The sequence below is a fragment of the Paenibacillus puldeungensis genome (assembly GCF_042678945.1).
Lineage (GTDB): Bacteria > Bacillota > Bacilli > Paenibacillales > Paenibacillaceae > Fontibacillus > Fontibacillus puldeungensis.
Window position 1 is genome coordinate 20863 of the sequence record NZ_JBHTLM010000028.1, and the last position, 12726, is coordinate 33588.

12 protein-coding genes are annotated in these 12726 nt (G+C 51.6%); all 12 read left to right on the forward strand.

Translation table 11 applies throughout. The annotated features are described in order from the left end of the window. Nucleotides 1–163: 163 nt before the first annotated feature. Nucleotides 164–445: a sporulation protein YabP gene (gene yabP, locus ACFQ3W_RS23780; protein ID WP_379321720.1), complete on the forward strand. Its 282-nt coding sequence runs from the start codon at nucleotides 164–166 to the stop codon at nucleotides 443–445. Beyond that, nucleotides 442–1014 carry a spore cortex biosynthesis protein YabQ gene (gene yabQ, locus ACFQ3W_RS23785; RefSeq protein WP_379321721.1) on the forward strand — a complete coding sequence of 191 codons (573 nt, stop codon included), beginning with the start codon at nucleotides 442–444 and terminating at the stop codon, nucleotides 1012–1014. The genes yabP and yabQ overlap by 4 nt, the downstream gene beginning before the upstream one ends. A gap of 14 nt (nucleotides 1015–1028) precedes the next feature. Next, nucleotides 1029–1385, forward strand: a complete 357-nt coding sequence (locus ACFQ3W_RS23790; protein WP_379321722.1) for an FtsB family cell division protein — start codon at nucleotides 1029–1031, stop codon at nucleotides 1383–1385. A 115-nt stretch (nucleotides 1386–1500) separates the two neighbouring features. Next, a complete protein-coding gene (locus ACFQ3W_RS23795; protein WP_379321723.1) occupies nucleotides 1501–1977 on the forward strand; it encodes a S1 domain-containing RNA-binding protein in 477 nt (158 codons plus the stop codon). A 467-nt stretch (nucleotides 1978–2444) separates the two neighbouring features. Then, nucleotides 2445–4871: a stage II sporulation protein E gene (gene spoIIE / locus ACFQ3W_RS23800; RefSeq protein ID WP_379321748.1), complete on the forward strand. Its 2427-nt coding sequence runs from the start codon at nucleotides 2445–2447 to the stop codon at nucleotides 4869–4871. A gap of 302 nt (nucleotides 4872–5173) precedes the next feature. Further along, nucleotides 5174–6922 (forward strand): ABC transporter substrate-binding protein, encoded by a 1749-nt coding sequence (locus tag ACFQ3W_RS23805; protein ID WP_379321749.1) that lies wholly within the window; start codon nucleotides 5174–5176, stop codon nucleotides 6920–6922. A gap of 61 nt (nucleotides 6923–6983) precedes the next feature. Next, nucleotides 6984–7940 carry an ABC transporter permease gene (locus tag ACFQ3W_RS23810; RefSeq protein ID WP_379321724.1) on the forward strand — a complete coding sequence of 319 codons (957 nt, stop codon included), beginning with the start codon at nucleotides 6984–6986 and terminating at the stop codon, nucleotides 7938–7940. A gap of 12 nt (nucleotides 7941–7952) precedes the next feature. Next, nucleotides 7953–8879 (forward strand): oligopeptide ABC transporter permease, encoded by a 927-nt coding sequence (gene opp4C / locus ACFQ3W_RS23815; protein WP_379321725.1) that lies wholly within the window; start codon nucleotides 7953–7955, stop codon nucleotides 8877–8879. Nucleotides 8880–8888: 9 nt separating this feature from the next. Continuing rightward, complete coding sequence (locus tag ACFQ3W_RS23820; protein WP_379321726.1) at nucleotides 8889–9872, forward strand: ABC transporter ATP-binding protein; 984 nt, start codon at nucleotides 8889–8891, stop codon at nucleotides 9870–9872. After that, on the forward strand, nucleotides 9865–10836 hold the full coding sequence (locus tag ACFQ3W_RS23825) for an ABC transporter ATP-binding protein (RefSeq protein WP_379321727.1): 972 nt from the start codon (nucleotides 9865–9867) through the stop codon (nucleotides 10834–10836). Before ACFQ3W_RS23820 ends, ACFQ3W_RS23825 begins: the two co-directional genes overlap by 8 nt. 177 nt (nucleotides 10837–11013) lie before the next feature. Continuing rightward, a complete protein-coding gene (locus tag ACFQ3W_RS23830; protein ID WP_379321728.1) occupies nucleotides 11014–11757 on the forward strand; it encodes a hypothetical protein in 744 nt (247 codons plus the stop codon). After that, complete coding sequence (locus ACFQ3W_RS23835; protein WP_379321750.1) at nucleotides 11729–12682, forward strand: serine/threonine protein kinase; 954 nt, start codon at nucleotides 11729–11731, stop codon at nucleotides 12680–12682. The genes ACFQ3W_RS23830 and ACFQ3W_RS23835 overlap by 29 nt, the downstream gene beginning before the upstream one ends. Nucleotides 12683–12726: the final 44 nt, after the last annotated feature.

The window sequence follows — 12726 nt, forward strand, 5'->3', positions numbered from 1 at the left end:
CCCATGGTTTGCAGCGATTCGAGTTCCAAAAAATGCCTTGGCACCCTTCTCCTCCATGGTAAAAAAAGCAAAATTTCTATTCCGTAAAGAAAGTCATAAATAACGGTAGTTCTAAAGAAAAAGAATGGTCCATAAGCTATTGGTAAAGGGAGGGGTACATGCCATGGTCGAACAAAATAAAGGGAAACATCAGGAGCTGCATCTGCTGCATCGAAAGCTGCTGGATATCACGGGAGTTCTCAACGTAGAGAGCTTTGACAGCGAGGAATTCCTGCTGCAGACCGAGCTGGGGCATTTGACGATACGCGGTCAAAATTTACATATTAAAAACCTAAACCTGGAGCAAGGGCTAGTCAGCATTGAAGGTCTGGTGAACTCGCTGTCTTATTTGGATCCGGGCTCTCAGACTTCCGGCAAGGGATTGCTCGGCAAACTGTTCCGATGAATTTACATGTTCAGTGGGTGACCCTTTTGTGGATGCTGGCATCCGGGGGGATTATGGGGATCACCTTTGACAGCTATCGTGTCGTCTCGGGACAGCTCCGGTTTCCCCGCTGGAGTGTTCATGCGCTCGACCTGGTGTATTGGGTGGCCGCTTCCTTGTTTGTATTTCGAGCGTTGTATCACAGCAACCAAGGGGAACTAAGGTTCTATGTATTTCTTGGTCTTTTTATAGGTATTTGGATTTATTTTTTGTTCCTCAGTGCCATAACTGAGCGTTTTGTGTTAATGTTAATGAGGATAGGTAAGCGGTTTTATCGCTTCCTTGTGCGGATTATTGAGCTGTTTGTAATCGCTCCGGCGATTTGGCTACTTAAAGGATTCCGCATCCTGCTTGGGTTTATCTGGATTATCCTCATGTTTATGGCTAAACTTACATTGACTCCATTGTGGAGATCTTTATTGTGGGTACTACGACCTATCTCGAAACGTCTCCGTATTCCAGAAGGACTGGACAAGACTAGACAGTGGGCAATCATGTGGTGGAAACGTCTACTAAATAAAAATGATTGATGGGAGGTGCCTCGGTGCGGGCAGTGAAGACAAATTCGAATCTACCTAACCCAAAGAATCAGACTTCAAACAGCTCAGTCGGGGCACGCAGACGTCTTCGGATTTGGATGGGCTTTATGATTCTGTTTCTAGGTTGGGCAAGCTATACGTTTATCTCTCAATCCGGAGAGATCAGCAAGAAATCGCACCAGCTTGCAGAGCGGCAGGCTGCCAAAGCAACCAGCGAGCAGGCGGTTGGCCAATTGAAATATGAATTGAACCGTCTGAAGGACCCAGAATATATTGGACAAATTGCCATGAAAAAATATGGGTTATACAGACCGGGCGAAATCCCTGTGCGGATATCCCAGCCCGAAGCTGGAAATGACTGAAGTTTGCGGGATATACGTCTGTTGACCTTGTTTGAGTCATTGGGTATAATCAAATCACCGCAGTCAAGATTTCGAGGCCTGGCTGTATATTTTTAAGGGAGGATCATTTTATTTTATGGCAATTGAAGTGGGCACCAAGTTAGAAGGTAAAGTGACAGGCATCACGCATTTCGGAGCATTTGTGGATCTGTCAGGAGGTGTCACGGGTCTCGTTCACATCTCGGAGATCGCCGACAACTACGTTAAGGATGTCAACGATCATCTGAAGATTGGCGATATGGTTACCGTGAAGGTAATTAACGTGGATAAGGACGGAAAGATCGGACTTTCCATCAAACAGGCTGTCGATAAGCCGGTTGAGGCTAGACCGCCTCGCGCACCGAGATCGGATCGGCCAGGCGGAAGAGATGGAGACCGTCCAGGTGGTGGATTTAACCGGGATCGTGGAGGACGTTCCTTCAAGCCCCCAGCCAACAAAGCTTCCTTTGAGGATAAGGTTTCACGCTTCCTTAAGGATAGTGAAGAGCGCATTTCTTCACTAAAGAAGAATACGGAGGGCAAACGCGGCGGACGCGGAGCCAAACGAATGTAATCTCCCATTACCAATAATTCAACAACACCGTAGGCGAACTACTCGCCTACGGTTTTTTGTGTTGTTTCGAGCATAAATTTTTTGTTTGTTCCAGCACAGCGGCTTTTGTCGCCTCTTTTTCTTTTGCCGACAGGTTATTACGCGTTTTTACGGAAACTTGGCCTAAATGGCTGGAATTCATTTACAACATCTGTCGTCGCCAAGGCGAACATTCGCACGCATCAGCATTTGTTTAGCTATGGCAGGCCTGCATTCGCGGAGTTTCGTAAAGCCCTCTCAATTTGTCGGAAATTTCTTTGGCACGTGCTCCGGCATCTGACAAACTTTCCAAACAAGGCTCCCTATAATGGGACATACCTTACAAATTTGGAAAAGGTGGTGCCAGAATGTTGGAGAAGTGGAATCTCACCCTGTTTCCGGGGCTGAAAAAGGCAAAGCTGTGGGATAAGGAGACTTGGCGAAGCCAAATGGCCGAGCTGCCGTTTTTTAGACGTGTAAGCGGACTGCTGTCTGCGAACAAATGGAACGGACTTTTATTCATAATGAGCTTTTTGCTGGGGAAGGCGACGATTCTGGACGAGCTGGCTCCTTTTGCGGTCGCTTTCTTTGCAGTGATCATGTTTTTGCGACGGGATATGGCGGTAATTGCGGGGACGATGATGATTTCGGGGGCCATGTTTACTCCTGGGGCGGGATCACATGCGGCTGTAATTGCCGTGGAACTGCTTATTTTTTATTTGCTCCTGAAAGGGCTCGAGTCATTCGAGCGGTCGGAGATCTCCTATGCCCCGCTGATGGTATTCACCAGCACCTTCTTCGTCGGTTTGTTCGGCGCTGTGATCGGCCCTTCCCTCACTTGGTATGCGCTCACGATGTCGGTGATGGACGCGCTGCTCAGCTTCGTACTCACCCTCGTCTTCATTCAGGCGGTTCCGATCATTACTTATCGCAAAAAACACCACCAGCTACGTGGTGAAGAGATATTGTGCCTCGTCATATTGCTTGCTTCGGTCATGACCGGTACGGTCGGGTGGGAAATTTCCGGATTATCGGCCGAGCACGTGCTCTCCAGATATTTAATTCTCCTATTTGCCCTTGTCGGTGGGGCGCCGCTCGGAGCTTCGGTCGGTGTCATTACCGGTCTCATCCTCAGCTTGGCCGACACGGCTGCGTTGTATCAGATGAGTCTGCTGGCTTTCTCGGGCATGCTTGCCGGGATGCTAAAGGAAGGCCGAAAATGGGCCGTCGGGTTCGGGATGCTGCTCGGGTCCTCTATTTTATCGATCTATATCGCCGGTCCGGCGGACGTCATGTCCTCCACTTGGGAGAGCTGCGCTGCGGTACTGCTCTTTTTGCTAACGCCTAAACGTGCCTTAAACGTCATTGCCAAATATGTGCCCGGAACGCAGGAACACGCCAAAACCCAGCATGAATACGCCAAACGGGTGCGAGACATTACGGCAGATCGGGTGGCGCAGTTCTCCCAAGTCTTCAAGCAGCTGTCCAAGAGCTTTGGACAGGTGTCCAGCTCCGGTGAAATGGCTAAGCGTGGGGAAGAGATCGACCACTTTATGAATGCCGTCACGGAGGGGGCCTGTGCCACCTGCTTCCGCCGCCATACGTGTTGGGAAGGCAAATTCTATCAGACTTATAAGCTGATGACCGAGATGATGACCACGATAGAAGAGAAGCCCGAAATCACAGCTGCTGAGCTGCCCGCCCGGTGGAGCAAGCATTGTAACAAGACGGAGCAGGTGCTCGAAGTGATGAAGCGTGAATATGAACTCTACCAACATGATATGCACTGGAAACGGCAAATATACGATAGCAGGCAGCTTGTGGCGGAGCAGCTGTCCGGCGTATCGCAGGTGATGGAGGATCTGGCGAAGGAGATTCAACGCGAAGGACAAGCCATGTACAAGCAGGAGGAACAAATTCGCGAGGCGCTGGAAAAAATGGGTCTGTCCATCCACAGCATTGATATCGTCAGTCTGGATCATGGCAACGTGGAGATCGAAATCGTGCATGCGTACACCCGGGGCTTCGACGAGTGCCGCAAAATTATCGCTCCGCTCCTGTCCGACATCATCGGCGAGCATATCGCTGTGATCCAAGAAACGATGCACGGGGGAAAAGAGGGCCTCGCGACCGTGACGTTCGGCTCCGCCAAAACGTATGAAATCAGCACCGGGGTCGCCGGGACGGCCAAAGGCGGCGACTTGACCTCCGGCGACAGCTTTAGCGCCAAGGAGCTGGGCAATGGAAAATATGCTGTAGCGATTAGCGACGGCATGGGCAACGGCGAGCGGGCAATGCTTGAGAGCAGTACCGCGTTGAACATTTTGGAGCAGCTGCTGCAATCCGGGATGGAGGAGACGCTGGCGATCAAATCCGTGAACTCCGTTCTGATGCTGCGCTCGCCGGATGAAGTGTACGCCACGGTCGATATGGCGCTGATTGATGAATATACGGCGCGGACGACGTTCATGAAGATCGGTTCCTCCCCAAGCTTTATCAAGCGCGGCAATGAGGTAATCCCGGTATCGGCCAGTAATTTGCCCATCGGAATTATTCAAGATATCGAGGTCGATCTGGTGACCGTGCAGCTGTACCCTGGCGACACGCTGATTATGATGACCGATGGTGTATATGATGCGCCAGGCCCGGCCGTGAACAAGGAGCTGTGGATCAAGCGGCTGATTCAGGAGACTCAAGCCGATGATCCGCAGGAAATCGCCGACTGTCTGCTGGAATCGGTCATTCGCTATCAGAAAAATGTGATCCATGACGACATGACTGTGGTCGTGGCGAACGTTGACCATCTGCGACCGCAGTGGTCTACGCTGAACATTCCCGGAATCAGCCGGTTGGAACGGCCGCGTACGGTAAGTTAGGGAAAGAACTTGGGGTGGGCTGGAGCACCTCAGGTTCTTTTTTTTCACCGTGTGAGGAGTAAGGCAAACTTCGCCCGAATTCACAAAAAATAAAATATTGAGGGAAAGTTTCTATTTACAGATCCCCCCTACTTCCGTATAATGGGAAAACATAAATATAGTATAGTTTGCCTATCGGAATTATCGATAATTAAATTGGTTGTGCAAACAAACTATATCCGGCGCGGCATCATCACGTATACACACCCAGAGCCGATCATCAGCCTACTAAGCAGACGATAGGAGTGAAAGGCGTGAAGAAGATGGAGAAGAAAGGAATCACTATACTTACCGCAGTTGTATTGCTGAGCTCATTGGTGCTATCCGCCTGCACAGATGATGGCAAGAACAGCGCGAACCAAGGGACGAAGCCGGCTGCGGTCACTACGAATAGCGGTGGAACGTCGGCAGAGGGAAGTACCCAGCAAACTGCGGGCCTTACGGGGCTGGTTACCGCCAGCGATTTATCCAAACTGCCGGACGTAGCCAAGAAAAGAACCGATACGATCATCGTTGGGCTTACCGATCCGAGCGGTGCGTTTACTCCGTATTTTCATCAAAGTGGCTACGATGGCAACGTATCCTCCCTCTTGTTTACCCCGCTCGTAACGGTGGACGACAAGGGTTTGCCGGTAGCGGGGCTGGCGGAGAAGTGGGAAATTTCGAGCGATCAGCTGACTTATACGTTTCATCTGCGGAAGGATTTGAAGTTTAGCGACGGCTCGCCGCTCACGGCCGACGACGTAGCGTTCACCTGGACGCTGCTGCATGACAAAGCCTATGACGGGGACGCGCAAATTCCTACGTTACATATTCAGGGTGGAGAGGACTACAAGGCGGGCAAAGCCGACCATATTACGGGCATTACCATCAAGGACCCGCAGACCATATCGGTGAAGCTTGAGGAGCCTAACGCAACCGCACTGGTCATCCTCGGCGGGGATGTGCTGTCGAAAGCCTATTACGGCAAGGATTACAAGTTCGGGCAGCTCGATTACATTAAGAAGCTTCATGAGAAGCCGGTCGGCAACGGTCCGTATGTGCTGGAGAAATTCATCCCCGGCCAGGAAGTGCGGTATGTTGCGAACGAGCATTATTTTGCCGGAAAACCGAAGACGGAGCACTTCATTTATAAAACCTCCGAAGGGGATACATGGCAGTATCTGGAGACCGGTGAGGTCGATTATGCTTCCTTCAGTGCAACGCAGGAGAATATCGATAAGTTGAAGAGTATGGGTTTCATCAATATTTTGCCATACACCCCTAGCACGTACGGCTATCTCCAATTGAATCTTGAACATGAGTTATTGAAAGACAAGCAAGTGAGACAGGCGCTCACCTACGGTTTGGATCGTAAAAGCATTTATGTCGATGCCAACCAAGGGGCCGGGCAGGTCGCCAATATACCGGCGTCTCCGATTTCCTGGGCTTACACCGAGGATGGCATTAACTCCTATGACTATAATCCGGATAAAGCGAATGAGCTGCTGGACAAAGCCGGCTGGACTAAAGGCGCTGATGGCATTCGCGAGAAAGACGGTAAAAAGCTGACGATTCATTTCCTCGGCTCCAAAAATGCCCAGATTGATATCTTTATCGCGGTGGCCAAAGAGAACTTCAGTGCGATCGGCGTGGACTTCCAGCCTGAGGTGTTTGCCGATTTCAATGCGCTGGTATCGAAGGTAGAAGGCGGAGATTATGATATCGCGTCCTTCTCGACCCCGATGTTGACCGATCCGTCTGACGGCGTCCTTCAATTCGTTGACGGAGAAATCAAGGGGTATGACAACCCCAAAGTAAAAGAGCTGTACAACAAGGCGCTTGCCACGACCGACATTGAGCAGCGTAAGACGGCATACAAGGAGCTGTTCCAGTTGCTGAACGACGAGCTACCGGTTATTTTCACGAGCTATAAGAAAACGGTATATGCCTACAACGGTCGGATCGAGAACCTTACTGTCAGTCCGTTTACAGGGCTATCCTCCAGCCTGCCAAATTGGTCTTTGAAGTAAAAAATAGCCGTTCCTCTCTCTCACCTTGAGAGCAGGGGACGGCTTTTATAAGGAGCCGGTCATGAGCACTTATATCACGAAAAGATTGATTTATATGGCGGCCATTCTGGTAGCCGCCTCACTGCTCATCTTTTGCTTGTACGCGCTGACGCCGGGCGATTTCATCAGCGGCAACATCAAGCTGTCCCCGGAGCGGAAAGCGGAGCTGAGAGAGATTTATGGGCTGAACAAGCCAGTGCTAGAGCGATACGTCACTTGGGTAAACCATGCGCTTCACGGGGATTTCGGCTACTCGCTAGCTCAACAGAAGCCTGTTTTGGGGCTATTTAACGATTACATATGGAACTCCTTCCTGCTGGCGGCTGTCTCCACCTTTCTGACGTGGTTTATTGCGGTCATAGTCGGGGTTATCTCGGCTTATAAGCAGTACTCGTGGTTCGATACACTGGTGTTGGTCTTCGTGTTTGCGGCGATGTCATTGCCGTCCTTTTTCATCGGCCTGTTCTTGATCAAAATTTTGGCGGTGGACTTAAAGTGGCTCCCTCCTGGCGGGATGATTACCACGGGCAGCAATGCAACGGGATGGGCCTATATCCGTGAAGTTGTGCATCATATGACCCTTCCGGTTATCGTCATGACGATTCTTGGGGTCGGATCGCTTACGCGATATTTCCGCACGAATATGATTGACGTCATTAAACAGGATTACATCCGCACCGCCAAAGCCAAGGGGCTAAAGGAGGGCAAAATTTTGTTCTCCCATGCGCTGCGAAATGCGCTGTTGCCGGCCATTACGCTAGTGGGATTCGAACTGCCCGCCTTGTTTGGCGGCTCGCTCATCATTGAGAAAATATTTAACTGGCCGGGCATCGGTCAGCTATATATGACCTCTTTTTCGGTGAGAGATTACCCGCTCTTGATGGGATTTACGATGCTTATTGCCATTTTGACCGTGATCGGGACGTTGTTGTCCGACTTACTTTACACACTTGCCGATCCACGTGTCCGGCTGCATTAGGGGGTTAGAGAAATGTCATCCATATCTGGGAGCTTGACGGAGATGAAGAAAACGTCTAAACCGGCTGCAAAGCCATCGCTTTGGACGCAATCCTTCCGGCTGCTGCTCAAAAATAAGCTGGCCATGTTCGGGCTGATCGTCGTGCTGTTTATGTTCGTGGCCTGCTTTATCGGTCCGATCTTTTCGCCTTACGCGGATAACAAAATCAATATGGCTCAGATGAATAGAGCCCCAAGCCTGCAACACTGGCTTGGGACCGACAAGCTGGGCAGGGATGTGCTGACCCGAGTTTTACAGGCGGGGCGGATCTCTTTGACTGTGGGGCTAGCGTCCATGGTGCTGTCTGTGTTTCTCGGCACTTTGCTTGGTGCAATCGCTGGCTATTACCGCGGGATCGTCGATCAAGTCATTATGCGGCTCGCTGATCTGCTGCTTACGATTCCGGGTTTACCGCTGCTGTTTATTTTCGGGGCGCTGCTGTCCGAATGGAAGGTACCGACGGAGTACCGCATGTACATCGTGATGCTGATGTTAAGCCTTGTGAATTGGCCGGGACTTGCCAGGATGATCCGTGGGCAGATGCTGAGCCTTCGTGAGAGAGAGTTTATGCAGGCCGCGGTCGTGCTTGGCCTCCGGGATAGACGTAAGCTGCTTCACCATCTTCTGCCGAATCTAACCCCGCTCATTATCGTGATCGCCACACTAAACATCGGCGGCGCGATCCTCAGCGAATCGGTGCTTAGCTTCTTCGGTCTGGGCGTTATGCCACCGACGCCGACCTGGGGCAACATGATCGACGCAGCCAACAATATGATCGATTTCCAGCAGCATCCTTGGCTGTGGATTCCGCCGGGCATATCGATATTTGCGACCGTCATAGCGATCAATTTATTTGGCGACGGGCTGCGTGATGTGCTGGATCCGAAAACGAAGAGGTAGGTGAACCGGATGTCCACTTTGCTTGATATTGAGCAATTGAGTACTTATTTTCAAACTGAGGAAGGCGTTATTAAGGCGGTCGATGATGTCAGTTTACGAATACTTCAGGGGGAGACCGTTTGTATTGTCGGCGAGTCCGGCTGCGGGAAAAGCGTGACCGCGCTGTCCGTCATGGGGTTGCTGGAGGGGGTTTCCGGCACTCAAGTCGGAGGGCAGATCAAATTTGGCGATTCGGACCTGCTTAAGCTGGGAAAGCATGAGCTCAGGACGATACGTGGTCATGAGATTGCCATGATTTTTCAGGAGCCGATGTCTTCTTTAAACCCGGTGCTTACGATCGGGGAACAGATGATTGAACCGATGCTGGAGCATTTGAAGCTGGGTAAAAAAGCGGCCCGGCAGCGCGCGGTAGATCTGATTGCGCAGGTCGGTATTTCCAGGCCTGAGCAGATCATGACTAGCTATCCGCACGAGCTGAGCGGTGGCATGCTCCAGCGGGTGATGATCGCCATGGCGATCTCCTGCAATCCGAAGCTGCTCATCGCCGATGAGCCGACAACCGCACTCGATGTAACGATCCAGGCGCAAATCCTTGATATGCTGCGGCAGATTAAGGCGGAATCGGACATGTCGATTTTGCTGATCACCCATGATTTGGGTGTTGTCGCCGAGATGGCTGATTACGTCGTCGTCATGTACGCAGGTAAGGTCGTTGAAGAGGGCGAGGTCACTCAGCTATTTGAGCACCCCAAGCATCCGTACACGCAGGGCCTTCTTAAATCGAAGCCGGTACTTAATCAGCGGCAAGACGAGCTTTATTCCATTCCCGGTCAGGTTCCGAATTTGCTGGAGCTGCGGGAATCGTGTTATTTTCATGACCGTTGTGAGCATTGTATGGGGGTTTGCCGGGTGAAAGAGCCTGTGCTGAAGAAAATCGGGGACAACCAAAAGGTCGCCTGCTGGTTATATGAGGAGGGAGTTTCCCATGACTGAGCCGCTTTTGGAAGTGCGCCACCTGAAAAAGTATTTTCCGATCAAGTCGGGGCTGCTGCAGCGGACGACCGGACAGATCAAGGCGGTTGACGATATTAATCTTAAAATTATGCCGGGGGATACGTTCGGCCTGGTCGGAGAATCGGGAAGCGGCAAGAGTACGGTAGGGCGTACGATTGTCAGATTGACCGACAAGACGGAGGGTGAAGTTCTTTTTAAAGGAACCGATCTGTATAAGGTGCAGGGTGAGGATTTGCGCAAGCTGCGTCCGCGCATTCAGATGATTTTTCAGGATCCGTACGGTTCCCTGAATCCGCGCATTCGGGTAGGTGACGCGATCGGGGAAGCGCTGCTGGATCACGGGCTGGCCGCCAAAGAAGAAATCCGGGAGCGGGTGCTTGAGGTGCTAGGGGCCTGCGGCTTGTCTTCCTATCATATCGACCGGTATCCGCACGAGTTTTCAGGGGGCCAACGCCAAAGGATCGGCATCGCTCGCGCGCTCATCTTAAACCCTGAGCTAATGATTGCCGACGAGCCTGTTTCGGCGCTGGATGTATCGATCCAGGCACAGATCATTAACCTGTTCCGCAAGCTGCAGGAGACGCAGGGATTGACGTACTTATTTATTTCCCACGATCTGAGTGTGGTGGAGCATTTGTGCTCTCAGGTCGGCGTCATGTATTTGGGCGGTATGGTCGAAATGGCCTCGAGGGATGAGTTGTTTCTTCATCCGCTGCACCCTTATACGAAAGCGCTGCTGTCTGCCGTTCCCGTGCCGATTCCCCGCCTGAAGCGGGAGAGGATTATATTAAAGGGCGATATTCCTAGTCCGGCCAATCCTCCTTCCGGCTGCAAGTTTCATACGAGATGTCCCTTCGCTACAGCAGAGTGCCGGGAAAAGATTCCGGAGTTTCGCGATGCGGGTGGAGGTCATTTTGTCGCCTGCCACCTGGTGGTGCAATAATCATATCCATAGAGTTCACAAGTTTAGATTTGGAGCACTCGGCTTGATAGCCGGGGTTTGCTCCATTTCTTGGTTTTCTGTCCTTGTTTTCTAGGTGAGTTTGAAGTCTCTCTTAAGTGGAAATGATAGAGAAGAGAGAATGACGGAATTATACCTAGTGAAAGGCGGGATCGAAAAATGAAGCAAATTATGCTGATTACCGACGGATGCTCGAATATGGGGGAAAGTCCGGTCATGGCGGCGGCGCTGGCCCGGCAGGAGGGCATAGTCGTCAATGTGATAGGGATCGTTGATTACGGTACGATTGGCGAGCTCGGCGGACTCGAAATTGCTGAAATCGCCAAGGCCGGAGGCGGCATGAGCCGCATTGCCGGCACGGAAAATTTAGCGCAGACGATGCAGATGATGACCCGAAAGACGGTCGTGCAGACGATCCAGCAGGCGGTTCATAAAGAAATTAAACAAATTCTTGGGGAGCAATCGGTAGGCGATCTGCCGCCGGATACGCGTTCCCAGGTCGTCGAGGTTATTGATGAGCTAACCGAGACGAGTCCGCTGCAGGTGGCGCTATTAATCGATGCGAGCGCCAGCATGAAGCCGAAGCTGCGTGCCGTGGAGGAGGCCATCCGTGACATGATGCTGAGCCTTGGGTCCAGAAAAGGCGAGAGCCGGCTTGCTGTATTTCATTTTCCAGGTGCGCACAGCGGGGAGGATGCTGTCCTGGATGTAGATTGGACGAACGATTTGGGGACGGCCCGGTCGATCTTTCAACGTCTTGTGATGCGCGGAGCTACGCCTACGGGTCCTGCTATCCTGAGGGTGATGGAATTCATGCGATATGGTACACTGAATGGACATGGAAAGTCTTGGCGTGAGGAGACGGATGGAAGAGATGGGATTCTCGGAGACTACGTCGTCTAAACTGAGCCTGCCGCATGGAACTCGGATCAGAGGACGTTGGAACGGTAAGCGTTATATCATCCAGCGTCTGCTGGGTAAAGGAGCTAACGGGGTCGTATACCTGGTGAAGCATGAGCAGAACAGCAAATTGTACGCGCTTAAGCTGGGGTTCGACACGCTTGATATACAATCGGAAATCAATGTACTGAAAGCGCTGCAGAGCCAAGGGAGGCGTCGCAGCGAGGGGCAAAGGAGCCCCGCATATCTTATCGAGGTGGATGATTTCACGTATCATGGCAGGGATATACCCTTTTACGTGATGCGTTATGTACAGGGGGAGCCGCTAAGAGCCTTTTTGGTGCGGCGGGGCAGCCGATGGCTTGATGTGGTTGGCTATCCACTATTACAGCAGCTGCAACGTTTGCACGAATCTGGATGGGTGTTCGGCGATTTGAAGCCGGAAAATGTCATCGTATCCTCCTATGGCGAGGTAGAGTTGATCGATTATGGAGGCGTCAGTGGAATCGGAAGGAGCGTCAAGCAGTTTACGGAATGGTATGACCGGGGCTTCTGGGATGCCGGGAGCCGCACCGCGGACCCGGCATACGATTGGTTCTCTTTTGCAGCGGTATGCATTCATCTGCTTGCAGAGGAGCCGCTTCGAAGAGCGGCGACCCAGCTGCCGCAAATGCGCAGCCGGAATGACCTCATAGGAATTGTCCGCACCGTACCAGAGCTGGGACCTTACCGGGAGTGGCTGCTTAGAGCGCTTAATGGCGATTTTCACGATACGACGGAGGCCTGTAGGCTTTGGAAGGAGCTTGTATCGGATCGACTGACGCCTAAGCGAAAATCGAGACCCTCCACACCCCGCTGGATGGTGGGGGCATTTGCCGTGTCTATAACGCTGCTGGTTTGTGCTCTATATTTGATTTTGCGTTTTTGAACCAAGGGAAAGTACAATATATGTGATTTGAAAAAAGTATGTTT

Coding starts and splice junctions, on each gene's coding strand:
- yabP (WP_379321720.1), top strand. CDS start 164: ATGGTCGAACAAAATAAAGGGAAACATCAGGAGCTGCATCTGCTGCAT.
- yabQ (WP_379321721.1), top strand. CDS start 442: ATGAATTTACATGTTCAGTGGGTGACCCTTTTGTGGATGCTGGCATCC.
- ACFQ3W_RS23795 (WP_379321723.1), top strand. CDS start 1,501: ATGGCAATTGAAGTGGGCACCAAGTTAGAAGGTAAAGTGACAGGCATC.
- spoIIE (WP_379321748.1), top strand. CDS start 2,445: ATGGCCGAGCTGCCGTTTTTTAGACGTGTAAGCGGACTGCTGTCTGCG.
- ACFQ3W_RS23805 (WP_379321749.1), top strand. CDS start 5,174: ATGGAGAAGAAAGGAATCACTATACTTACCGCAGTTGTATTGCTGAGC.
- ACFQ3W_RS23810 (WP_379321724.1), top strand. CDS start 6,984: ATGAGCACTTATATCACGAAAAGATTGATTTATATGGCGGCCATTCTG.
- opp4C (WP_379321725.1), top strand. CDS start 7,953: ATGTCATCCATATCTGGGAGCTTGACGGAGATGAAGAAAACGTCTAAA.
- ACFQ3W_RS23820 (WP_379321726.1), top strand. CDS start 8,889: ATGTCCACTTTGCTTGATATTGAGCAATTGAGTACTTATTTTCAAACT.
- ACFQ3W_RS23825 (WP_379321727.1), top strand. CDS start 9,865: ATGACTGAGCCGCTTTTGGAAGTGCGCCACCTGAAAAAGTATTTTCCG.
- ACFQ3W_RS23830 (WP_379321728.1), top strand. CDS start 11,014: ATGAAGCAAATTATGCTGATTACCGACGGATGCTCGAATATGGGGGAA.
- ACFQ3W_RS23835 (WP_379321750.1), top strand. CDS start 11,729: ATGGGATTCTCGGAGACTACGTCGTCTAAACTGAGCCTGCCGCATGGA.